Raw genomic sequence first — 25,327 nt, 5'->3', positions numbered from 1 at the left:
AGGCTTTTATTCGGTTAATAGAAAAAATGATGGAAAAAGAATAGAAATCCTTCTATACTCTCCCCATCCTTAAATGTTATTAAGGTTTAGCAAAAATAGCTTCCTGTTGCTTTTTCATCGCTTCTTCTTTATATTTATTTTTTTCTTTTCCGGAGAGCTTTTTGAAACCATTCAGGAATTCCTCATATTTTGGGAGCACTTCACCTACTGGACCGTACTCTTTTACCATACCATACTCCAGCCAAAGGATTTTATCGCAAAACCTTTTCATTTGCCCTAAGGAGTGGCTAACAAATATCATGGTTCTTCCTTGCTTCTTGAACTCCTTCATTTTATCCAAACTTTTTTCAGCAAAAGCTTTATCCCCTACTGATAAAGCTTCGTCAATGATCAAAATGTCCGGATTCACGTTGACTGAGATGGCAAAACCGAGGCGAGACCGCATCCCACTCGAATAAGACTTAACCGGTTGGTCAATAAATTTTCCAAGCTCAGAGAATTCAATGATTTGCGACTCAAGCTCTTTGATTCCCTCTTTTGAAAATCCTAACATCAACAGCTTCAACTCGATATTATCTCTTCCAGTTAAATCGCCCTTCAGTCCGGCCGCTACAGCGATCAATGCCGCTTGCCCATTCACTTGGACAGAGCCTGATGTCTCTGGAACAATGCCTGCAATAATATTTGATAGGGTTGATTTGCCAGATCCATTCATCCCAACAAACCCAATAACATCGCCCTTTTCAGCTTCAAAGCTTACACCTGCCAACGCATAAAAATCTTCTCCATAACTTTTGGGTAAAAGAAGATCCAATAGCCGTTCTTTATCACCGCTATACAGTTTATATTTTTTTACGATATTTCTAACGATAATGGCTTTTTCCATACTAATCCCACCATCTATAAGTAGTCAATGAAATGCCTTCTGAATTTCACATGAATTTTCGAGCCCAACACGAGTAAAATGACAACAAGTCCCCAGAAATATAATGAGTATTGCCAATGATTAATAAAATACCACTCGGTACCAAAAAACGCTGCTCGATATCCTTCTATAACATAATATAGAGGATTCAGTTTCATGATCGTCGACAGAGGCTCATCCAATATAGTAAGCTGCCAAAGGACTGGAGATAAGTATAATAACATCCTGAGAGTTGCATTCAAAAACATATGAACATCCCTGATAATGGTTGATAAGGTAGAGGTTATCAAGGAAATAGCAAACACCAAACAAAAAGTAGCAAACGCAAAATAAATAATTTGAAGAAAATACACACTTACATAGTAACCCGACAGCTGAAAAATAATAAAGGTGACCCCTAATAAAAACAGATGAGTGTAAAACTGCGAAAATATAGCAATGTTAGGAATTACACTCATTGGAAAGTTCATTCTCGATAACATACGAAGCCTTGTATATATAGACTTTGACCCTTGGACTGTTGATTGGTAAAAAAACGTCCATAGAATAAACCCACCAAGAAGCCAATGAATAAAAGGGACTTCAAAACCCGGCACTACTTCAATATCTGCTCTCTGCCGAATGCTTCCGAATACAAACCAATAAATCAATATCTGGATAACTGGGTTAATGATCTCCCAAGCCATTCCCAAATAATTACTCTTATTTTTACTTTTTATTTCATACAGGGACAATCTCCTGATTAAATAGAAATGCTCTATTTGTTCTTTTATTACTAGAAATGCAGATTTCATTCAATATATCCTCTCAAAAGCCTGATTTTGTCTTGATGTTTTTCCAAAACTAATCAGTTTTTCAAAAATAATAAGCCAACCCTATATCTTTATAAATTATACAAGTAGGTTAGATAAAAGACAATAAAAGATGAAAAGCAGTTGTTCAGTAAAGCCACCTGAAACAACTGCCCCTTCTATTTACTTCCAAATACTTCCTCCACTACTCTATTACTAGCATATCCATCTTCTAGATAGCAGAATTGGTTGTAGAACTCTTCTATATTTTTAGTAAGGGCAAATCCATATTCATCTATATTCTTGATTTCCCTAATGATCTCATCCGTTGATTTCACCAAAGGTCCCGGGGCTTTCTTTTCAAAATCAAAGTAAAATCCCCGCAGATTATCACGATAGTCTTCAATATCATACACAAAGAACATCATAGGGCGCTTCAAATTAGCATAATCAAAAAAGACCGAAGAATAGTCAGTGATTAATAGGTCAGCAATTAGATATAGTTCTCTTATGTCTTCGTGATTGGAGAAATCAAAGACAAAATCTTCATAGCCTGTTAAATCAATGTTTTCGGCAACAAGATAATGCATCCTTAAAGCAATTACATATTGATCGCCAATCTCTTCCTTCATTTGAGCCAGGTCAATTTGGAGATCAAATTTATATTTCCCTTTTGTATAAAATTGATTGTCCCGCCAGGTCGGTGCATACAAAATGACTTTTTTGTCTATTGGCAATCCACATATTCTCTTTAATTCCGTCACTTTCTCAGGGTTATTGTGATTGATTAAAAAGTCATTCCTCGGGTAACCCGATTCTATAACTTTATTATTGAAGCCAAAGGCCCGCTTAAAAATTTCTGTAGAATATGTATTTGGCGAAACTAGATAATTCCATTTACTTGCTTCGAACAAAAAGTTTTTCTTATATTTTTCAGTATTAGTCCCAGGCATATGAACTTCTTCTATATCAATTCCAAGCCTTTTTAACGGAGTTCCGTGCCAAGTTTGTACATATATTGTATCTTTCGACTTCGGAAGCCATAATGGCAACCGCGCATTTGTCACCCAATACTTTGCTCTTGCCATCAGAAATATCCATTTCAAAGAAAGCCTCTTAACATAACGGACATCTTCTATTTTTTCAAAGACGTCCAGATGGCGCCTGTCTACCATCCAATACATCTTATATGGCATTTTTTTTTGTTTCATATATTCATAGATTGCCCGAGGACTGTCGCTGTATTGCTTTCCATGGAAGCTTTCGAATACAATTAAGTTTTTCTTTTTTGGCAACTTCCCTAATATCGAAAAAGCTAATCTATAGGCTTTCTGAACAAAAGCCCCTCGCCGTAAGCGAATCAATTTTTGATTAATTCTATGAACTATTCTTTTCATAAACATCAGTGCTCCCTATTCTCTCAATACAATGCCATCTTAAAAATTATATACATGAACTAACTCAATTTCAAATCAAGTTAAAAAGCGAAGGCTAAAAAAACAGCCTCCGCTTCTAAAGGAATAACACAAAAAACCTATACCTGTAAGTTCCTTTTTTCAACTTATTTGTTTAGTTTTAGGATCAGGTAGATGTGTTTTTTTAATATTATTAATTATGTCCTTTCTTTTAATTATAGATTTCTTATTTCCAAATTTCTTTTCAGCCTTCATAATTTCTGTTTCTGCATTGTCTAACTGACGAAGATGGATGTAAATGTCAACAAGATACAGCCTTATATCAAGAACATTAGGAACTAGCTTGATAGACTTTCTTGTAAACTCAAGTGCTTCTTCATATTCATTTAATCTTTTTAGCACATTAATCATAAGCTTAATGCTGTTTTTATCAGCGGGAACAGCATCCAAAGATCTTTTAGCCAACTGTAATGCCCAGTTTAATTTATTGTGCTTTAAACATTCTGTCCCCAAGTTTCTAAAATAAACAGGTGATGCTTGCTTCTTTTTTCGATCATATTTCGGCAAAGCTCCATTTATAAAATCTACAACAAATTTCTTTAACAATCCCATCTTTAAAAGATGCGGCGCGATACCATGACCCCCATAAGGGATTTTCACCAATTTAGCATTAGGGAAGGACTTTAAAATACTCTCATTTACATATCTATTATCCAATGCATTTTTGGGATCAAAAACAATGATCGGAGATATTGAATCATTTGGCGGAAATGACAATTCATATTCCATCTTAAACCTAAGAATAACTTTAGTTTTTCCATAAACAGGATGAATAGATAATCTTGGAGAAAGTGCTAAAACTCTACAATTAAGTAAGGAAGCAAAATATAATACATTGTAAGCCCCTAAACTAAAGCCATAAGCCATTTTGTCCTTATAACCTTTAATAATGGGATTAGCTGCAGCTACATAATCTTGCTGAGTTAAATCTTGTTGGTATGTTTGCTTTTTCTTTTTTCTAACAGCAAGAATATCTAAATTTTGTCTCATTAAAAGTTTAAACGCAAAAGAGGAATCATGCCACTCCATATTAATGGAATCAAACGTAAGCATAATAGCATCTGTTTTTTTAAGGCATTTATAAAATTCTATCCTGCTTTCACCATTATCAAACACTATAATTTTACGATATCCCTTTTCATCTTCGATAATGGCCTGTTCATACTTTTTCAATATGCTATCAAATAAATTATTCGCTTTCTCAGATTGACCTACTATTTTATATAACATTGATAATATAATTTCATATTCAAAAGAATTATTTATTCTCTCTAATTTTTCTATTGCTGTAGGCCAATCCCTTTTTAAAATTATAATATTTATTAATTCATCAAATAAACTTTGATCTTCCGGGTAATTTTTAACAGCAGCTTTTAGCAAAGTCTCAGCTTTATTATAAGAGCCAAATTCCTTATATAAGTCTGTCAATTCCATGAGAATTAATTTGTCCATAGGAAACTCGAAACGAGCTTCCTCCAAAATCTTTATTGCTTTTGAGAAATGATTATTCAAACGTACTGTCTTAGCATAATCTAAGAAGCACTTATCATTAAATTCTCTTTTTCCTTTTTTGTATACCTTATCCCAATATTTCTCTGAAGATTCCCAATCCTTTTTCTCCATCTGGAATTTTGCAAGTTGTAAGTTTGTATAGAAATGATTTGGAAATATTTTAATAACCTTTTCAAATTCTGTTACAGCTTCTTCTTTTTTATTTTGTTTAAGTAATCTTTCTCCTTTAAAAATATACAAGAATCCCCGAATAGTCCGTTGGGTTTTTGACAAATTTTAATACCTTATTAATGACGGTTCACTTCCCTTCCAGAGGGGTTACAAGCTAGAGAACGATATGATTCTCCGCCTTGACTGTGGTTTTTTGGTATCTGACTCTGTGCCTTCGGAAGCTGTTTTTTCCAGATTGATTACCATCATCAGTGAATTCAACTTTATGGAGGATGTTCAGGAAATCCTTCTTCATCAAGCAATCGTGAAAGGATTTATCATGGATAATACAGCTGCCATCGATGCTTCACACTTTTAGGCACGAGATCAGCACCTCCGAAGGAGGAAAAACCTAAACCCGAACCGAGTGGCTTTGATAAACATTTTGCACCTACTTGTTTCCGTGAACACTCCTATAGATATGATAGCTATGATCCCAAATACGAAACACTTAAATATACAAGGCCAAAGAATGTAAAGACTGCCCATTAGCCAACGAGGGGATTTACCAAAAAGTTTATAAAGTAAAAACTACACAAGATCTTAGAAGGTATATTGCACCGGCTAGAGGATCGAAAGCATGGAAAGAGTTATACAAACATCGCACTGCTGTTGAGCGTGTGAATGCTTATTTAAAGGAATACTTCCAACTAGATAATGTTCGATACCGTTCCGGCAAGCGGGCCAAAGTCCACTTCGATTTAGTGGTGCTAGTTTATAATGCATCAAAGTTAGCTGCAGATAGAATCAATACCATTTTCAACCAACAACAAGTCGCATAAACCTAAAAAAATTTAAAAAACAAATTTCTGTAGGTCTGTGTTTCTTTAGAAAAAGCAATTATGAAATTGATAAACCCAAATTATTGGCCAACGTTGAGTAAAATTCAATTTTTCTATCCTCATATGAGATTTGATTTTTATAAATCCGTTTTATATTAATTATTGAGTAGTCATTATACCTAATAAATATTGTGAATAAGGAATTTTTTAGATTGATAGTATTTTCCATATCAACTGAAAAGGTCAGTAAGTTTCCTGATCTGTTAAAGTCCAATATAAGATCATTATTATACCGTTTGCGATCTCGGATGAGTATATGGTTTATACTATCAAGGTGATCCCCGAAGACCTCAACGGTTTGAAAATAGGTTTTATCTATAACATACGAATCTAACGCTTTTGCCAACATCGGTATCCTTATATATCTATACTTATCTAAAAATATAGGAACCTCAAAATAAGGCAAGTTATCCTTAATAATATATTTTTTGTTCTTATCCTTTTTATACCATGTAAAAAGTTTTTCTATGTCTTCGATTCGATTTTCCATAAATAAATCAGCTGCCGCCCGATATAGGGGTGTCTTGAATTCCTCTCGAAAGTCATATCTTAAGTCTTTTGTAGTTTCAATGGCTTGTTCTAAGACATTAAAAAACGCTTTTTTGTTTTTCGATTTCACAAACAACTGGCTGTCAAAAGTTTTAACTATGTCGTACTCATAGATTCGGTTCAAAGCAACTTTTTCCTGATTAACAGGAAGAGACTTTGACTTTATATACTTAATTACTTTTAAATCCGCTTCCCGTTTTTTTATCACATCTGTTGTACGGGTAAGTGAACCACTGTTTTCTTTGGTTCGATTTACGAAGTATATTGGTCGGGTAGTTGTAGAAACAGAAGTAGCGTTAAAAAATACATCACTAAAGAACAATTTGTCCTCAGCGAATGTCATTTCCGGGAATCTAATATAATGCTCCTTAAGTAAATCTAATTTCATCATTCTGGCAGTAGGTCCCATATGATAAAAGAAATGCTCCACTTCAAAAGGAGATATACTCCTTCTCTCTTTCACTGAAGCAAATTCCCCGATCACACTCGTACCTTCAGATTCGACCTTTATCGTTTTACCCACCACATAATCGTCGCAAGTCTCTTCAAGAATATTATACAAATGTTCTAAACCATCTTTGTCCAGCCAATCATCTGCGTCTAAGAAAGTAATATATTTGCTTTCCGCTAATTCAATCCCTATATTCCTAGGTGTTCCAGGGGTGCCTGTATTTTCTGGCAAACGCACATAGCAAATCTCTTTATGTTTTTTAGCATAATTCTTTGCTATTTCATACGTGTTGTCAGTTGAGCAATCATCTACTATAAAGTATTGAATATGCTTAAGGCCGATTGACTGATTAATAACTGACTCTATTGTTTCCCGAATAAATCTTTCCCCATTGTAAACAGCTGTAACTACGGTAATTTTTTTCTTTTTTTTAAATAATTTATTTTCTAAACGTACTGGACTGTTTACAATTTCTACACTTTTACTGTGTAATAAATCAATCGCCTTTTGACCTATCAATTGTTCCATATCCCTTGCCCCCAAAGAGCCGTTTTGGCCTAGATTCCTGGCACCTATATCTCTTTTTACGTGCAGCTTATTTAAAAATCATACCCCATAAAAAATGAAGATACCCTTCACAAAAATAGCCCTGATAAATAAACATTAATTATTAAATATCTTGTCGACAACCCTTTTACTTGCTAATCCATCTTCCAAAGGACAGAACTTTTTTTGGAAAAGAGAATATTTTCCATGGTAAGTAATCTTCACGTCATTAATATTTTTTACATTGTTTATTATTTCATCTGTACTATATAAAAGTGGTCCAGGAGCCTCATCTTGAAACTCCATGTAAAAGCCCCTTAGATTATCACGATAATTCTCCAAATCATAGGTGAAGAACAACATTGGTCTTCCTGTATTAGCAAAATCAAACATGACTGAAGAATAATCAGTGATTAAAATATCAGTGACTAAATATAGCTCCTGTATATCAGGATAACTTGAAACATTGTAAACAAAATCACTTAAGGATTCGTCCACCTTGATTTTATTACTGACAACGACATGCATTCTGAGTAGCACAACATACTCGTCACCTAACTCTTCCTTCATTTTATGAAGGTCCATTTGGATGTCAAATAAAAATTTATTTTTATTCGATACTTGATCATCCCTGAAAGTTGGGGCATACAGAATGACTTTTTTATCTTCCTTAATATTTAATTTTCTTCGTACGCTCCTAGTAATCTCCTCTTTTTCACTTCTGTAGAAGATATCATTACGTGGATAACCAGTCTCAAGAACTTCACCATCATAACGAAACGCACTTCTAAATGCATTAGTTGCATAAGGACTTGGTGAGATAAGGAAATCCCAGTTTTTCACAGCACTCCCAACCCTTTCGACATAATCATCGCTTCTTCCATGAACTTCTTCAATATCATAAAGCATTTTCTTAAGAGGAGTTCCATGCCAGGTCTGTAAATAAACGGTCTGTGGCCTTTTCTTAATGTAAGTAGGAAAATTTTGGTTGTTGACCCAACAACCAGCCTTTAATAAATAATAATAATATTGAGGGCTTAACCTCTTGATTCTTCTTGTATTAGAATCAGGAAAACGATGCTGCTTATTGTAGACCCAAACTTTTTTATAGTCCAAGTTTTGAGAAAGAATTTCCTCATATATATTCTTAGGACTGTCTGCATACTGTTTTCCGACGCCACTTTCAAAAAGTATCAACTTTTTATCTACTGGTATAATTTTTGACCCAATCCGATAGAACAACTTCATACTTGGAAAGTAATAACTGCTTCTTCTGTATCTTCGAAATACCTCCTTTACCAGCATTTCTACTTTTGGGTTGTGAAGAAAGCCTTTTTTTACTTTATTATTGGCTATTACTTGGTATATCCTTTCAGAGGACGATTGGTCTCTAAATTTAATGAATTTCTTAGCACGTTTTTGATAGATTTGCTTCATTTGAAAATCAGCTTTTGCATATCCCTCTACCAAAAGGAGGATTTGATCCTGCTCATCACAAATTTCTCCAGGTAAGTCATTGTCTAAATCCAAGTGGGAAGGCCGCTTTCCTATAAACCGATTGCGGTCAAATTGATAGTAAATGACCGGCTTATATAAAAAGCTGAAATCAAATCCCACACTGGAATAATCTGTAATCATCAACGCACTTTCCTTGATTAGACATTGCACATCAACCTCACCTTGATTGATTACTTTAATAGATGGATTCTCAAAAAATTTGCTGAATCTTTGCATGTTTGGGTGTAGACAAAAGACTATGTCAAAATGATATTCATCAGCCAACTGATGCAGTTTTTTATTGTTTATCAATTCCTCATATCGCTCATAATACTCACTTTCAAAAAAAGCTTCTTCGGACACAATCCAGTCACGCCATGTCGGTATAATGAGAATTTGCCTTTTCTTTTCAACATCTTCTTTAAATAAAGTGTCGAATCTGGATAACCCTGTAACAAATACATCTTGTGGAGCATAACCGAAATCATTGACAATCATTTCTTTTTCAAAATCAGAACTGACCATAAAGAGATCTGTATCAAACCCTTGGGCATTTCTTCCATAGTTGGCCACCATATTTTTAGTCCCCATTACCCCATGCTGCAAAAATACTTTATCTGCCTTAACTTTATTTTTAAATTTCATTGTTCTTAAGGGATAAAGATAATCAGGGTGATGCGAGGAAATGACCTTTTTAGCAATAAGCGTGTTCAGAATATGCTCTTTGGATTTGAATTCAAGAACGTTTCCATACTTCTCTACATTCTTCTTTTCCGGCGAATTTTTTTCAATCACATAATATACTTTTTTGTCCGGATGATTTTCCCTCATATGCCTGAAAAATGCGTATCCAGTATCTTGTGCTTTATAGATACGCTCTCCAACTAACCATATATCTTTTTTTCTGTTTAACAGCTTAACAAGCCACGACCAGCGCATTAATTTCTGTAGATAATGAAAAGCTTCGATGGGATATTGATATACTTCTAATGAAAGATTTGAATATTTAAATGTAAAATACGGATTTCCAACGATTGCTTCATTGTCGTTCCTTATATTGAAATCTTTTAAAAGAAAACGAGTACTGAATGTCGGCTTACCTATCCGTATATATTTATCCTCAATTGAATTATTTAGCTCTAATCTTAAAAAGAAATCATAAATGTCCTCTTCCAAAAGAGTCCCATCCTGAATATTTTTCAAGTCAATATTTGCGGTATATTTGTATCGGTTTAGTCCGTATTTCAATTCTATTTCATTCAAGATTGGATCAAACTGCACGTTAGCAGATGTTAGATAACTCTTTGTTTCTCTGCCCCTAAGAATCACTTCACCATTTTGAATAACAGAACTTCTTGTAAAGAGCTTACCCTCAATCTTTAGAAAGCCACTTTTATGTTGAATTCTATCAATCTGATTTTTTACAGGGATATCAATATCTTTATTTATAACTGTAGTTAAATTACCTTTGTCTGTAAGATAAGTGATTAAAGAATCTTCGTCTTGAAAATAATAATTCAATCCTTCGATTTTTGTATATTGAAATCTTCCACAGCGAATTAGTGATTCCGTGTATAATTCGCCATCTATCTCTATGATTTCCATTCCTTTTTTCTCTTCACTTAAATCAGATAACTTCTTCCTTATCTTCAAAAACCAATCAAAAGTATCCTCTTCCTGCTTCTTTAATTCTGCAAGCAGTTCCTCTAAATGTATGTCAAATCGAAAGTCGTTTGTCGGAGAGGTTTCTCCGATTTGAATTTTTGTATTTTGCTCCCGTGAAACAAGGCAGAGCCCAAGAACTTTATTACCTTCGCTGTGCAGCAAGCCTGAAATAGTAAGAGTCCCCTTAGACTGAAAAACATTTATTCTATGCTTCATACGCTTACTCTTCTTGTTCTTTTTAAACAAAGAAAATAATTTCATACTCAACCCCTACCAATATCTTGATTAATTTTTTGTCAGAAAGCTGAATGGTGATCATAAAAATAACTAACTATTAATTCTAACACTCTATCAAAGCGGTATCTATATATATAAAATACAAATTAGTCACCTTTTTCTAGCTTTATTTTAACATTCCTCTTACTATTTGTGACAATTAACCAGATGTCTAAAGGCTTAAAAGCCACAATCAGTAAATAAAACAGACGTCTCCTTTTTTCAATGGCTAGGAGACTCCCCTTTAAATAGCTGATCGCTTTCTAGAAATGCTATCAATGACGGATTATTTCCAACAAATCGGTGACGATATAAAAATCCTATAAATACAGGAGAACTATTCTGGACCGCCGGATTGCTGAGCATGATGACCAGGCTGGCTCGAAACACATAAAAAAATGAAAGACAAAAAAGTAAAGAACAAAAATACCTATTTAAAAGATAAACACTCTATAGGAACTCCTCAATTGAAAAACATCAGAATAGCTACAGTAAAAAACATTTCCACATTTGGTTGACTAAAAATAATTATTCATTAGCATTTATAATGTTTAGTGATATAATTTGCAAATGTATATATATAAAAGTAGGAGATTAGATCCAATGAATCAACCATTAATTAATATTGATCGTAAATTCAGACCCGAAGTCGAAGGGTTACGCGTTGTTGCTGCACTACTTGTAGCTATTTACCATATATGGCTTAATCGTGTTTCTGGCGGTGTTGATGTATTCTTTGTAATTTCAGGGTTTCTCATTACTTCTTCAATTATTTCTACAATTAATCGTACAGGAGAACTTCGTTTTCTGCCATATATCACAAAATTAATGAAAAGATTGCTTCCTTCTGTATTTTTTATTCTTGGAGCTGTTCTCGTTTTAAGTTGGTTTTTATTGCCTAAATCAATTCTGGATAAAACAATACGTGAAGTTGTTGCATCCATGTTTTTTTATCAAAACTGGCAATTAGCGATTTCAAGCACTGATTATTTAGATTCCAGCCAGATGAAAACACCTGTTGAACACTTTTGGGCTTTATCTATACAAGGACAGTTTTATATAATTTGGTTTTTATTATTCGCTTTCATTCTACTGCTAATTAAAAAATATAAATTAACTAACGTTAAAACATTGATTAATACTGTTTTAGGAATAATATTTGTTTCTTCTTTTATATATTCAGTATATTTAACTGCTGTCAATCAACCATGGGCTTACTTCATAACGATGACACGGGTATGGGAATTTGCTTTAGGTAGCTTACTCTGTGTCAATTTATCATCAATTAAAGTGAATAAGATATTGGCTACAGTGATAGGTTGGCTTGGATTGATTGGCTTAATTCTAACTGGAATAGTATTCAATGTATCAGAAATGTTTCCAGGGTATATTGCCTTATGGCCAATGGTCTGCGCACTATTCATTGTTTTGTCTGGTACACGCGAGACAAAATTTGGTGTCAAACGCTTTTTAGGTTCACCTGTAATGGTGAAGCTAGGAGGAATCTCCTTTGGAATCTATCTATGGCATTGGGTATTACTAGAATTCTATCGCTATAATGTCCAAGAGACTCCAGGAATCATTGTTGGAACACTTATCATCATTTCATCCATTGTCTTTTCTTTTTTAATGACACGATATATAGAAGAACCCATTCGAAGCTCAGACAATAATAAATTTTCATTCAAGAGACTCGGTATAATGGGCAGTGTGAATATACTCTTAATTGGATCTTTTTTGATTGGTGTAAAAATAAATCATTATAAACTAGAACAAAAAATAACCGATAAAAATTTCCCAGGAGCATTAGCTGTAAAATCTCCTAATGTAGTACCTGATCAAGAACCAATACCCGCATTCTCTGACGTCTTTGGTGATTTACCACAAGCGCATCTGGATGGCAGTAACCAGGGATTAAAAGATAGTGACTTAAAAATAGGAGAATACGGCGAAACTGAAAATTTCGATGCCACAATTGCTCTGATTGGTAGTTCACATTCAGAACATTGGTTAGGTGCAATTTTGGAAGCTACAAAAGATCATAATTATCGTGTATTGAATATGACGAGGTCAGGCACACGGTTTTCAACGGGATACTCCGATGATGATTTGAAGGGTATCTGGGTTAATAATGTTTTGGACTATCTAAAGGATGCGGATGTAGATCTAATTGTTGCTCAAGCTACGGCTTCTGATGCATCTAGTAATAAAATACAACAACAAATAGTTGATCAGCTGCAGTATATTAAAGATGAATATGGTATTGAAGTGTTAGCTATTCGAGATGATCCAAGATATAGTTTTAATGTTTTAGAATCATTAGAAACAAATGGGCTAGAAAAAACTACCGAAAAAATGAATTCAGAAACTAATCAAAAAGATGAAAGCTTTTGGAAACAATTTGAAACTGAGAATAAATCACTGCATAAAATTGACTTAACTGATTATTTTAGAGTAGATGGTAAATTTCAGCCTATTATTGGTAATATTATAGTTTACCGGGATAATAGACACTTAACGAATACTTATTCTGAAAGCTTCGGACCTATTTTTGAAGAAGAAATCAATGAAATTCTCAAAAAGAAATAATCGAAAGCAAGAATAGATATATTAAAATTTGGTGATTTTATGTGGGACCGTACTTAGTTTACGGTCTTTTATTTTAAATAAATTTAGTATAATTCCAAAGAAGCGAAGTGAACTTAGTTCACTTCGCTTCTTTGGCTGTTTCTTTTCATAGACATCAATGCCGACCTATCAAGCACTTGTCTGCCAGCGATAAACCTTTCACCTAGGCAGATCGACCAGTATCCAAGTCACATTGATAACGGACACGTATAACCTTTACCCAATCAATGATACAGGCTGGTAAAAGCAATGGTGACTTCCTGAAAGCCCTAATATCTCTTCCCAAGAATGTCCATCTACACCTTGAAGTGATTGTACTTTTTAAGTGTCTTGCATAAGACTGCAAGACAAAAGCACTAAAAAAGATCGAAATTTTATCTCTTAACTCTAATATTTGCAACTCTTCCAAAAAAATAAACTTTATTGTAGAATAGACAAAGTGATTTCCCCCTGACGAATTTTGTGGTTTTGGTCACTTCAAAATTCTACAATTTATGGGTAAAGTCTTTTTTACGCCTTTGAAAAGCCTTATGACCCTTGATGAAAAATGTGCAAATTGCTCACTTAAATAGGTAGAGGATTCAATACCTACATAAAAATATTTAAACTATTATTGAGTCTGTGTTTCTGTCTTAAAACATCTTGTTTAAGGCAAATCAATTTTATAACAATGTTTCGAGAGAGTGAAAGAAAGATGTCTAAGTGGAAAAAGGAAATTATTTTAGGTTTATATTTTTTGTTGATTTGTGTAGTTATGGGGCTTAATTCTACTGTGATAGTAGAATGGCTTAATAAAAGTCTATTTGTAGATTTTTCTATGGATACAAATTTTCGTGTGAATGAATCCTTTTACAATGGAGTTTCTTTTGTATTTTTAATCTTCTTAATTATGTATGCAATATTTGGCACCTTTATTGTTAGTATATTAATGACAAATTTACTTTTTGGTGCCCTCGTCTTTGCAAACCAAATTAAAGTGAAAGAGAGAAATGAATTTATTACATTTAAAGAATTGCAGACAATTGGATCACCAAAAGAACTATTATCTTTTATAGATGCTCCAATCGGAATGGCCTTACTGATTGTTATATCTTTGATCTCACTACTTGCTATTCTTCACTTCATCAGTAAAGGTATTTCCAAAAAAATAAATTTTCAAGTCGGGATTAAGGCTAGAGTCGTGATTCTTTTAATTGCCCTTATTCCGTTATTCATCATTTCTACAGAACCAGGTATTTATAATAAATACGTGCTGAAATATGAAGAGGCGCGTACCCATAATTTTAATCCTGTTTTACGGGCTCAGCGAAATGGTTTCATCCCCAGTTTTATTCAAACTTTTAAACCTAATTATATGAATAAACCAGATAATTATAATAAAAAAAGCATGCATAGGATAAACGGTAAATATACCCAAATAGCCAGAAAAATTAACGAAAAACGAGAGAATTCATTGAATGATTCCCAAACAATTTTTTATTTGAGTGAAACATTAATTGATCCGATGGGATTACCCGGATTAATAAAAAATCAGACGCCAACTCCAAATATTTCTAAAATGATAGAAGATCATATCGGTGGAAAGATGTACAGTCAGTATATTGGCGGAGGCACTGCAAATATCGAATGGTCAGTTTTAACTTCTTTTAGTCTAGAAGTGTTTAATGAACCATTGTCAGTTACACCTTATTCTGATTTCTATGTCCAATCAAAGAACCATCATACTGTTTTGAATTTTTATCAAAAGGATAAAGTGGCCATTCATCCGTATACAGCTCAGTTATATAAGCGGCGTTCTGTATACAAAACTATTGGCTTTAACGACTTCTTATTTCTAGACAACGGGATTAAACATACAGGAAAGCTTGGGACCCATGTGAGGGTCGCAGACCAAGAATTACATAAAGATTTATTAAGAGTCGCGAAAAATGATGAGATTGGCCTAATTCATGTTTTAACAATGCAAAATCATTCTCCATATACAGGAGAGATTCCCGATATGGAATATCATCCAGAGATTAATTATAAGGTTTACCCTGAAAAAGAAGCGAAAGGATTAGTAAACTATCTTCAAGGTTTAAGAGCATCGGATGAAGCTATAGGGCAGCTTGTAAAGGAGTTTGCTTCTTCCGATAAAAAAATAAATCTGTTACTATATGGAGATCATTTTCCAAGTTTGTTTAGAGGCTTTGAAGAGAAGTTTCCGAATGACCAACTTCATGAAACACCATGGTTCATTTATATGAATCATGGTCGAAGTGATGGAGGTTTAAAATTAGATGGTATATCTCCAATATTTTTTACGACTGTTTTATTAAGAGAAGGGAACTATTTTGTAACACCTTTTCAAGGATTGATGGATGAGTTATTAGATCAAGGTGTAAAAAGGATTGGGAATAATTTCGTCGTAACAGACCAAGGCAAAGTTATGGATGAAGACTTAGAAAACGACATTCTTGAGATGGTGGATGATTACAGAAGCATTGTTTATGATGCATTATTTGGAGCCGATTGGTTACCGGATCAGTTTTTCACTTTTGATAAGAAATGAACCTGTGAATATTTCTACAAAAGCTAGTAAAATCAGGAGTATCCACTATAGTTAAAAAGAGGATTTTAACATCAAGCAAAACTCACAGTAAGAAAAAACGGTAGATTGTCGGACCAAGAAGAGTTTATTGAGAAATGCCATGGAAAAATATATACAGACATCCCTCTCTCCAACATTAAGGGTACAGGCATTCTTGTCCGAATTACCTTTAAAATCATACAACTTCTCAGTGTATGGCCTTTTGCTTTTAAAAGTGTGGTTTTTATTTTTAAATAAATCAAGTATAATGAGTGATGAGGTTTTAGACGGACTTTTATCGATTGATATAGTACCTACTTATTAACGGAGGGTCTATAATGAAAAAAGTAATCACGTATGGAACATTCGACTTACTCCATACCGGGCATATCAATATTTTACGCCGCGCAAAAGAATACGGCGATTATTTGATTGTGGCCATTTCATCTGACGAGTTTAATGCCTTAAAAGGAAAGAAAGCTTATTACTCTTTTGAGCAGCGTAAGGCGATCTTGGAAGCAATTCGGTATGTAGATGAGGTCATTCCTGAGCATACTTGGGAGCAAAAAGTCGAAGATGTTCAAAATCATGATGTCGATGTTTTTGTAATGGGTGATGACTGGGAAGGGAAGTTCGACTTCTTAAAAGAATATTGCGATGTTGTTTACCTTCCAAGGACTGTTGGTATCTCAACAACAAAAATTAAGAATGATTTAAACCAGGCAAACAATGGCTAGGGAAGTTGCAATTCAGTTATATCTGTTTGTTTTTCGCTTTTTCTTTACAATATTCAGCATTTGTCCCCAAAAGAAGAAAACAACTTTCGTTGCTTCCTTTGGGGACAATGTTTTGTTTACGTTAAAAGAACTGGAAAAGCAAACTGATGAAAAAATTGTTGTGTTAAAAACTGATTCATGTCGGGTAAATTTCGATGGAATTGAATTGAATTTTGAGTTGAGACATTTTTGGGGTTGGATACGTTCGATTTATCATTTAGCGACGTCAAATATGATTTTTATCGACAATTACTTCGGATTTTTGGCAGCAGTGAAGTTTAAGCCGAATGTGAAATGTGTACAACTTTGGCATGCAGCGGGTGCGATTAAACAATTTGGCCTTATGGATCCTTCCAATGCAGGTCGATCACCTAAAGCGATTGAACGCTTTAAAAAGGTATACAGCCAATTCGATTGTGCCGTTGTCGGCGGTGAAAAAATGGCAGATATCTATCGGGAAAGTTTCGGGATTAGAGAAGAAAATATTCTTCGAACTGGAATTCCCCGGACAGATTTCTTTTTTGATGAGCAGGCCCTACAGAAAACCGTAGCTGCTTTAAAAAAGACATATCCGATCATTCAAGAGAGAAAAGTCATTTTATATGCCCCGACTTATCGTGAGGGTGAATTTAATGTATCGTCCCTTCCGCTGAATATTGACTATATGTATCGGCAATTAAAAGATGAATATATATTATTGTTGCGACTTCATCCTGCTGTCCACTTTGAATTTGCCAATCAATATCCAGACTTTGTATATGATGTTTCCGACTACCCGGATATCAATCACTTGTTGGTAGTAACCGACCTTTTAATTTCGGATTACTCCTCCATTCCTTTTGAATTTTCGCTTTTACAAAGACCCATGATCTTCTTCGCGTACGATTTGGAGGAATACGGTAAATCCCGTGGCTTCTGGGAGCCTTATGAGCAGCTTGTTCCAGGTCCAGTAGTTTATAATTCAAAAGAGCTTGTTGAAGCCATTCAAACAAACAAGTATAATTATGACCAAATTGTGAAATTTGCAAATGAGTGGAATGAATTTTCGACAGGAACCTCCAGTATACGCTTAATTCAAGCTATTTACTCGAAAAACAAAAGTGCAGAAACTATTAGTAGAGGGTAATTTTCTAATGAAAGGTATGTACGGTTGAGCGAAATGGTAGTATGATAGAGAATAGCGTATCTCTAATTGAAAAGGAGTTCACCCCAAATGGGACGACATAATTCTACAGAAACTAAAAAGCGGAAGCGCAGAAGGCGTATTTTTTGGTTCGCGATTTTTCCTTTGCTGCTTGTTGCAGCAGTCAGCGCTTCTTATGGCACATACTTATATAAAAAAGCTGAAAACATGATGGGTGGTGCCTTTTTTGATGATCGGGGAAAATCTGATCTCCGTGATAAAAAGGTGGACCCTCACATTGATAATGTCTCGATTCTTTTTATTGGTATCGATGAGAGTGAAAAACGTGGTTTTTCTGACAATGCCCGCTCCGATGCCCTTATGCTCGCCACTTTGAATGAAAAGGAAAAGTCTGTGAAGCTGTTGACGATTCCTCGTGACTCTTATGTCTACATCAAAGAGGTTGGTTATAGTACAAAGATTAATCATGCGCACAAGTATGGCGGGCCTCGTGCTACTATAGAAACTGTTGAGGATTTAATGGATATCCCTGTTGATTATTATGTTCGTCTTGACTTTGAAGCGTTCATGGCTGTGGTCGATGCTTTAGATGGCATAGATGTGGATGTTCCATATGCCTTCTCAGAACAGAATTCTAAGGACAAGGCCGGTGCTATTTCACTTGAAGCCGGAATGCAAAAGCTGGATGGCGAAGAAGCTTTGGCACTTGCTAGAACCAGAAAGCTAGACAACGATATTGAGCGCGGTAAACGCCAGCAGGAGATCATGAAAGCCATTGCGGCAAAAGCTGCCAGTGGGACTTCATTAACCAAATATGGAAAAGTGATTGATGCGATCGGTGACAATATGAGAACGGATATGACGTTCGATGAAATTAAAGCCTTTGTTGATTACGCTGTTTCCGGCAATTTGAGCATTGAATCCTATACACTTGAGGGTGAAGATACACGAATCATGAACAGCCAGGGACAGAATATTTATTACTGGCAGATTAATGAAGATAGCCTGGCGGATGTCAAAGGCAAGCTGAAAGAACATCTGGACATTGCCACTTATGATAATACTGAGATGGCCAAACCGGCTGGACAAGAACAGGAAGAGGATGAAACGTTAGAACAGGCTCCATAAAGTCGGCGTAATGTCTCATTTTCTGTTACCGCTCTTGTTTTCCGAAGTAAAAAAGGCATCTGAGGTCAGTTTCCCTTGACCTTAGATGCCTTTTTTATTTTAGTTTCTATTTGAATTTGGGAATATCAAACTCCAGCTTTGTATGATCCAACTGTTTGTAGATCGACTCGATTCTTGAAGTCTGTTTTACAGCCCAGCCAACATCTGTCGCATATTGCTTTGATGGATTAGCAAAGTTCCATCTCATTTTATAGATGGTATTTTGTTTGTACTCATTATGGATATACTGTTTTCCAATAAACTCTGCACCGCCGATAATAGCCTTGGAAGGTGTATCCCACCCTTTTTCATATGCATGCTCAGCACCGCAGGTGTTTGGGCAGGAATCATACGCCTTGATTCCAAACATATTATAAACCTTTTTAATCTCCTTTAAGCTTTTTCGATTCTCGGAAGTAACAAGTACAGCTTTACCCCCATGATCCTTTCCTACTTCAATTCCTTTAGCCAATTGCGATGTCCCTTGACCAGTCTCCAAAAACGCATGGGAAATTAAATATATTTCATTCACCTTGTGTTTTGTTCCACCATCAAGAAAAGCTTTGCCAAGGCCATCCAAGATGCCCTTGCCAGCTAATACTTTATTTAATTCAGCGGCAGACACACCCGCACTTGAAGATAATAGTAAATGCTGATACTGGCTGTTGTTGTTTGGACTTAAATATTGTTCCACGTCACTTGCCTTTGCGTTTCTCCATGTCCCAAACTGAATTTCGTGCCAGGTTGCTCCCTCGTTCACAATTGTGACCTTAGTTCCCTTTCCAAGGGTCGCATATACATGGCTGTTTGTACTCGCTGATTCCATAATATCCACATTTGATGTGACAGAAGCTGTGGTCGATTTTAGATCCACCAAAGAGGACTCTACGTAAAGCTCCTTGTTGCTATATTTTATTTTATACCATTCGTTGGTTCCTTCAGATTGGTCTCCGGTGACCGTGTCCAAAATCATTACCTTGGCTTTATTTTTGAGAGTTGTATGCACATTATCTCCAAGTTTTGGAGAAGTGCGCAGGGCGATTTCATTCCCTATAATTTCTCCGGACTTTTCAATTTTTATATAGTCCTTGTGAACAAAAGCATTTTTATCGCGATACTTATCCGTTTGCGGTTTTTGCTTCATTTGAATATCAATGGCTTCTTTAAGAGTCATGTTATTTTGAGTAGATGTATTCTTACTTTCTTTTAGGTTCGAAGAGTGAATCCAGACCGTTTTACTATTTAAGGTTCCCCGATACCAAACATCGTTGTCAACCTTCTCGGTAAGATTTATATTAAGTATTTTGTCTGTATGTTGTTTTAAATCGCTGTATACTAGTTCCTTCCGGCCGCCCCATATTTTGCTGTAGGCACTGCCGGTTCCCTTAATATATAAATCCTTTTTTGAGTTATCCAAGTATTTATGTAATTTTGTTGATAAGTCTTTCTCATTCACCCAACCAACCGTGCCTTTTGTATCGCTTTGTTGTTTACTGATTAAATAATAGGTGGTCCCATTAATAATCGACTGTTTTTTTATGTAATAAACAAAGTTGGTATATGTTGAACCTGCAGCTATTGAAGATGGAGAACCAAGTGTTTTATAGATTCTCACTTTTGAATTTTTGATATGACCGAGTTTGCTTGTCTTGCTTTCCTTGGCTTGTACAACATCACTGCCCAAGATCCAAACTGTTTTGCCATCAAGCGTCCCTCGATACCATAAATTGTTTCCCACCTTTTCAGTCAAATCGACTTGAAAAGAGCGATTTTTATATTTGGACAAGTTGTTATATACATAGTCTTTTTTACCACCCCAGGCTTTACTAAAAGCTTTCCCGGTTCCTTTTACATAAAGCGTCTTTTTCTTTTTGTCTACTCCTTTATGCTGCCGAGTCGACATGTCTTTAGCTTTTACCCAGCCAAATACACCTTTTGTATCACTGGGTTGATTGCTAATTAAATAATAGATTTCTTTTTTTATAGTTGCTTGTTTTTTAATGTAATAGACTTGGTTTGTAAATTTGGAACCAGCCGTTTTAAATGACTTTAATTGTAAATTTGAATAGATTTTTACTTTAGAATTGCTTATATGACCAAGTTTGCTTATTTTCTTCTCTACAGTAGATTGGGTTCCTTTGGCTACTTCAGCGTGTAACGGGCTTGAATAAGAAAAGAAAATTAACATTATTAAAAAAATGGCAGATAGCTTTTTCATTTGTTCCCCCCTGAGAATAAGGTTTTTGTATAGTGAAATTACATTTTATTCCTGTACCATACTAATACTGGAAATAGTATTGTCTAATTATAACATGTTTGGCAAATTCCTATGTTAGACGTTTCCTGTTTAGTTGATTAATATGCTGTGAGATAAATAAGTGCGTCTTGTGGCGTATTGTGAGAACTTCAATGATAGAGTAGAGTGAACGGAATCTTTTTAATGGATAAAAAAAGACGCCCATTAGAAGGCGTCCTCCTTGCATCATTTTTTTGTAAAATTCACCTTGTTTAAACTAGATATCTGGATTTTATCCCCAGATTTAAGTGTAGTTGTCACACTTCTTACTCCAAATCCATCAGACTTACTTGTAAGAATTTCATTTACAAGTAATCGGCTCCCCCTATGAACAATTAAATTGCCATTTCCGCTTGGGGTTGTAATTTTATACTTCCCAGGTGATATGTCTTTGCCGACTGTCCAGTATCCTGCATGCAGCGTATTGGATTTTACATTTTTCACACGGGTAAACTGGACACTATTTAAACCCATAATCTCTATTTTATCTCCGGCCTTAATATCAGTCGCTACGCGAGTGACACCAAACCCATCATCTTTACTCGAAAGAATTTCATTCACAAAACGGTCGTATGATTTCATGGTAATCACCAAATTACCGCTCCCCGACTTGGTCGTAATCAGATAACGCCCAGCAGGTATATCTGTTCCTGCTTTCCAAGTTCCCGCACTTAAATTTTTTACGTAAGGTACTGTGATCGTGGCTGTCGCCGTTTTGCCATTGCTCGTTTTGGCCGTGATCTTGGCTGTTCCCGCACCTTTTGCTGTTACTTTTCCTTTACTATCCACAGTTGCCACTTTTGTATTGGATGATTTCCATGTCACTGTTTTATTAGTGGTGTTTTTTGGACTAATGGTAGCAGTTAATGTTAAGCTTTTTCCTTTATTTAAGGTCGCCGATTTTTTGTTGAGTTTAATAGATTTTGCCGCAATCGGTGCTTTAATGGTCACCTTTGCCTGAGCTGATTTTGCACCTTTGGCAGTCGCAGTTATTGTGGCTGTTCCCTTTGTTTTTCCCGTTACTTTACCTTTACTGTTCACAGTCGCAATTTTCGTATTGGATGATTTCCACGTTACACCCTTATCTGTACTATCCGATGGAGAAACTGTTGCCTTCAATGTAGCCGTCTTACCAGCAATTAAAGATAAACTAGTTTTGTCTAATTTTACTGTTTTAGGCGAGACCTTTACTGCTACTTTTTTCGACACTTTTGGGTTATCTTTAGTAGTGGCAGTAATTGTAGCAGAACCGCTGGCAATCCCTTTAATATTTCCTTTTGAATCAACAGTAGCTACTTTTGCATTTGAGCTTTTCCAAACGACCGACTTGTTCGCCGCATCCGCCGGGGTTACTGTTGCATTGACCTTATACGTCTGTTTAATTGCAATATTTAAAGTTGACTTACTTAACTTTAGCTCAGTCGGAATAACTTTTGTCACGGTGACTGGAATGCTCTTTTTAACAGAATCATCACCTTTTGCTGTAGCCGTAATAGTAGCCTTGCCTGCTTTTAGCGCCTTAACATTTCCTTTTTGATCCACTGTAGCGATTTTTGGATCACTGCTTGACCAGCTGACTTCTTTATTTTCGGCAGTGGATGGTTGAACAGTAGCGGTTAAGCTTGCAGTCTTGTTTACCTTTAAGGATAAACTGGACTTATTGAGAGAAATGCTTTGAGGTACGACTATTTCCTCTTCAAAATTTACCGTCCCTGTTAAACCGTAAAGATAAATTTTGTCACCTTTTGAAAACTCCTGATCAACAGCTTCAGCAAAATCTACATCAATAGAATCCTTCTTATTGTATTGGCTATCTAAAATATCAATAGAGGCTCCTTCATCGTTATTGCTTTTTATTGTGTAAGTTCCTTCTGGAATATCGACTCCGATCTCATAGAAGCCACCTGGAATCTGTGTTAAATCCAATTCAGGGATTTCCTGGACACTTATATTTGCTGCTCCATCATGGAGTAGAACCTCGATTTTATCACCATTTTCTAAACTCGCAGTCACTTGATTTGGAGAATAGTGTTGAGTGCCATCAAGGGTTTCAGACAACAATTCGATATCTCCTCTTTTGATGGAGATATCGGCTGCCCCTTTTGAGATGCTGAGCTTACTTAGCTCCACAGAAATATCCTGCCCAACTGTATATGTACCATCACCTATAGAGCTTTGATTGGCAGCATCTGCCGAATTACCTAATGCAAAAGATAAAAGTAACGTAGTAATGAATACGACTTTTATCCATATATTCTTTTTCATTCATAGACCCTTCTCTCATCTTCATTTTCATAAAACGATTGGCTGGTTAACTAGTTATGCTTGAACCTTTTTATTATTACACCCTCAGCTTCTATTTTTTTGAAGTGTATGATATTGACGCTCCTGGAATATTGTTATGGGGCTGCTTCTACATCTTCTTGCTTCGATTTAACATTTGTTCTTTCTCCCCCCTTATATAGGTAACTATTACTATATTAGGTCCTTTCTAACCATTTGTATATATTTATTTGAAAATTATAACGAACTCTTTTTAAACAGGAAAAAGCTCGATTTTTACGTAAATACTGACGCCTGCTATGATTGCAAAAGTGATTGATTTGCCAAAAAATACCACTCCCTAAATGACATCTTTTTTTACTATCTTAAATGCATAAAATAGAAAAATTTGCCAGGTGGAGGAATCAGACTAAAGTCATCTTACGATCTGCCGATAATAAAAAGAGTAGAAACTAAGGTTATTAGAGGTGTTGTTTTTTATGACAAGCTGATATGACAAGCAAGTTTACTTTTACCAATATGAACTTTATTTTAATGAGGTGTATGAATGAAGAATAAGTTATTTTTTGCCTTGCTGGCAATAGGATTAGTTTTCACTCTGTTCGGCAATCGCGCTGACGCCCAATCCGCAAAGAAGGTTATCGTTGATGCAGGTCATGGAGGAAGTGATTCGGGCGCAACGGGTAACGGATTGCGCGAAAAGGATCTCACCTTAAAAATCGCTCAAAAGATCAACCAAAATCTGCTCAACAATTATGTTGTGCAGACGAAAATGACTCGCACTTCTGATGTTTACATATCATTGAATCAGCGGACTAATATGGCAAATAGCTGGGGCGCTAACCTCTTCTTATCCGTTCACATCAATGCGGCTGGCGGAAGCGGTTATGAGGATTACATCCATGATAAAAATGCGACATCTGAAGATATAAAAGTACAAAACGAGGTTAATAAAGAAATCAGTAAGGTTCTTGAAGAATATGGAAAAAATAACCGTGGAAAGAAAAAAGCTAACTTTCATGTATTAAGAGAATCGAAGATGGCCTCCATATTGCTTGAGATCCTTTTCATTGACAATGAATCTGATGCTGCTTTATTAAAAAATGAAGAGTTTTTAAATGATATCTCTGAAGCTATCTCAACAGGTGTTGCCAATGCTTTGGCTCTCCCTGAAAAAGGGGACGCCTCAGGGGGAACGTCTAACGAGAATAATTCTAACACAGAAGAAATCACTGTCTCAAAAGCAACCGGAACTTACATCGTAACTTCAGATTCGCTCAATGTCCGTACTGGTGACGGAACGAATTATCCGACGATCGGAACTCTGAAAAAGAATGAAGAGATAAACGTAACAGGGGTCACTCCCAAGAAGTGGTATCAATTTACTTATAAGGGAAAAACCGGATATGTCAGCGGAGCTTATTTAAAAGCTAAACCAGCATCGGAGCCTGCTCCGCCAACTAATCAAATTAAAGTGTCAAAAGCCAGCGGCACTTTTATCGTCACAGCTGACTCTTTAAATGTTCGTTCAGGCGATAGCACAAAATATAACTCACTGGGATCTCTTAAAAAGAACGAGCAGGTCACTGTTACTGGGAAAACCTCTAACAACTGGTACCAAATTAAGTTTAAAGGAAAAACGGGATTTGTTAACGGCGCGTATCTGAAAGCTAAGCCTGCATCAAAACCGACATCGACAACTAACCAAATTAAGGTTGCAAAAGC

The 25,327-nt window shown here is 35.5% G+C and carries 13 protein-coding genes and 2 pseudogenes; 7 read left to right on the top strand and 8 right to left on the bottom strand.

All coding sequences use genetic code 11. The features are described 5' to 3' along the window. Window positions 1–79: 79 nt before the first annotated feature. The 4 genes and pseudogenes from tagH to D5F11_RS11665 form a co-directional block, all read right to left on the bottom strand. Window positions 80–886: a teichoic acids export ABC transporter ATP-binding subunit TagH gene (gene tagH / locus D5F11_RS11680; RefSeq protein WP_120115532.1), complete on the bottom strand. Its 807-nt coding sequence runs from the start codon at window positions 884–886 to the stop codon at window positions 80–82. A gap of 14 nt (window positions 887–900) precedes the next feature. After that, window positions 901–1,719, bottom strand: coding sequence for an ABC transporter permease (locus D5F11_RS11675; protein WP_120115531.1), 819 nt, complete (start codon window positions 1,717–1,719; stop codon window positions 901–903). 176 nt (window positions 1,720–1,895) lie between these two features. After that, window positions 1,896–3,101, bottom strand: a pseudogene (locus D5F11_RS11670) (CDP-glycerol glycerophosphotransferase family protein); the annotation flags it as partial. A 171-nt stretch (window positions 3,102–3,272) separates the two neighbouring features. Next, entirely contained in the window at window positions 3,273–4,976 is a 1,704-nt protein-coding gene (locus D5F11_RS11665) for a tetratricopeptide repeat protein (RefSeq protein WP_120115529.1), read from the bottom strand. Between the two features lie 49 nt (window positions 4,977–5,025). Between D5F11_RS11665 and D5F11_RS11660 the strand changes: the two are divergent. Next, window positions 5,026–5,695, top strand: a pseudogene (locus D5F11_RS11660) (transposase); the annotation flags it as partial. Window positions 5,696–5,753: 58 nt separating this feature from the next. Here the strand turns inward: D5F11_RS11660 and D5F11_RS11655 are convergent. Both D5F11_RS11655 and D5F11_RS11650 read right to left on the bottom strand, forming a co-directional pair. After that, window positions 5,754–7,283 (bottom strand): glycosyltransferase, encoded by a 1,530-nt coding sequence (locus D5F11_RS11655; protein WP_120115528.1) that lies wholly within the window; start codon window positions 7,281–7,283, stop codon window positions 5,754–5,756. A gap of 135 nt (window positions 7,284–7,418) precedes the next feature. After that, window positions 7,419–10,679, bottom strand: a complete 3,261-nt coding sequence (locus D5F11_RS11650; protein ID WP_185830641.1) for a CDP-glycerol glycerophosphotransferase family protein — start codon at window positions 10,677–10,679, stop codon at window positions 7,419–7,421. A 663-nt stretch (window positions 10,680–11,342) separates the two neighbouring features. On the opposite strand from D5F11_RS11650, the gene D5F11_RS11645 reads away from it, so the two are divergent. The 5 genes from D5F11_RS11645 (at window position 11,343) to D5F11_RS11625 (ending at window position 18,984) form a co-directional block, all read left to right on the top strand. Further along, on the top strand, window positions 11,343–13,328 hold the full coding sequence (locus D5F11_RS11645) for an acyltransferase family protein (protein ID WP_120115526.1): 1,986 nt from the start codon (window positions 11,343–11,345) through the stop codon (window positions 13,326–13,328). A gap of 733 nt (window positions 13,329–14,061) precedes the next feature. Continuing rightward, window positions 14,062–15,918: an LTA synthase family protein gene (locus D5F11_RS11640; RefSeq protein WP_120115525.1), complete on the top strand. Its 1,857-nt coding sequence runs from the start codon at window positions 14,062–14,064 to the stop codon at window positions 15,916–15,918. A 356-nt stretch (window positions 15,919–16,274) separates the two neighbouring features. Next, the gene (gene tagD / locus D5F11_RS11635) at window positions 16,275–16,673 is read left to right on the top strand and encodes a glycerol-3-phosphate cytidylyltransferase (RefSeq protein WP_120115524.1); all 399 of its coding nucleotides are present in this window, start codon (window positions 16,275–16,277) and stop codon (window positions 16,671–16,673) included. Between the two features lie 112 nt (window positions 16,674–16,785). Then, on the top strand, window positions 16,786–17,838 hold the full coding sequence (locus tag D5F11_RS11630) for a CDP-glycerol glycerophosphotransferase family protein (RefSeq protein ID WP_120115655.1): 1,053 nt from the start codon (window positions 16,786–16,788) through the stop codon (window positions 17,836–17,838). An 87-nt stretch (window positions 17,839–17,925) separates the two neighbouring features. Then, the gene (locus tag D5F11_RS11625) at window positions 17,926–18,984 is read left to right on the top strand and encodes an LCP family protein (RefSeq protein ID WP_120115523.1); all 1,059 of its coding nucleotides are present in this window, start codon (window positions 17,926–17,928) and stop codon (window positions 18,982–18,984) included. Between the two features lie 106 nt (window positions 18,985–19,090). On the opposite strand, the gene D5F11_RS11620 is transcribed toward D5F11_RS11625, so the two are convergent. Together D5F11_RS11620 and D5F11_RS11615 are read right to left on the bottom strand one after the other, a co-directional pair. After that, window positions 19,091–21,241, bottom strand: coding sequence for an N-acetylglucosaminidase (locus D5F11_RS11620; protein WP_120115522.1), 2,151 nt, complete (start codon window positions 21,239–21,241; stop codon window positions 19,091–19,093). Between the two features lie 264 nt (window positions 21,242–21,505). Continuing rightward, entirely contained in the window at window positions 21,506–23,584 is a 2,079-nt protein-coding gene (locus D5F11_RS11615) for an Ig-like domain-containing protein (protein ID WP_120115521.1), read from the bottom strand. Between the two features lie 565 nt (window positions 23,585–24,149). Between D5F11_RS11615 and D5F11_RS11610 the strand changes: the two genes are divergently transcribed. Further along, window positions 24,150–25,327: N-acetylmuramoyl-L-alanine amidase (locus tag D5F11_RS11610; RefSeq protein WP_143253765.1), on the top strand; the 1,178-nt coding region annotated here is incomplete at its 3' end.

The sequence above is a fragment of the Siminovitchia terrae genome, assembly GCF_003605405.2.
GTDB classification, from domain to species: Bacteria; Bacillota; Bacilli; order Bacillales; family Bacillaceae_C; genus Siminovitchia; species Siminovitchia terrae.
Note: the sequence above shows the minus strand (reverse complement) of the source record. Positions and strands in the feature narration are given on the sequence as shown.

What these genes read in the sequence shown, in the direction of transcription:
- D5F11_RS11615 (WP_120115521.1), bottom strand. Translation starts at nt 23,584, where the DNA reads ATGAAAAAGAATATATGGATAAAAGTCGTATTCATTACTACGTTACTT.
- tagH (WP_120115532.1), bottom strand. Translation starts at nt 886, where the DNA reads ATGGAAAAAGCCATTATCGTTAGAAATATCGTAAAAAAATATAAACTG.
- D5F11_RS11675 (WP_120115531.1), bottom strand. Translation starts at nt 1,719, where the DNA reads ATGAAATCTGCATTTCTAGTAATAAAAGAACAAATAGAGCATTTCTAT.
- D5F11_RS11625 (WP_120115523.1), top strand. Translation starts at nt 17,926, where the DNA reads ATGGGACGACATAATTCTACAGAAACTAAAAAGCGGAAGCGCAGAAGG.
- D5F11_RS11655 (WP_120115528.1), bottom strand. Translation starts at nt 7,283, where the DNA reads ATGGAACAATTGATAGGTCAAAAGGCGATTGATTTATTACACAGTAAA.
- D5F11_RS11640 (WP_120115525.1), top strand. Translation starts at nt 14,062, where the DNA reads ATGTCTAAGTGGAAAAAGGAAATTATTTTAGGTTTATATTTTTTGTTG.
- tagD (WP_120115524.1), top strand. Translation starts at nt 16,275, where the DNA reads ATGAAAAAAGTAATCACGTATGGAACATTCGACTTACTCCATACCGGG.
- D5F11_RS11650 (WP_185830641.1), bottom strand. Translation starts at nt 10,679, where the DNA reads ATGAAGCATAGAATAAATGTTTTTCAGTCTAAGGGGACTCTTACTATT.
- D5F11_RS11620 (WP_120115522.1), bottom strand. Translation starts at nt 21,241, where the DNA reads ATGAAAAAGCTATCTGCCATTTTTTTAATAATGTTAATTTTCTTTTCT.
- D5F11_RS11645 (WP_120115526.1), top strand. Translation starts at nt 11,343, where the DNA reads ATGAATCAACCATTAATTAATATTGATCGTAAATTCAGACCCGAAGTC.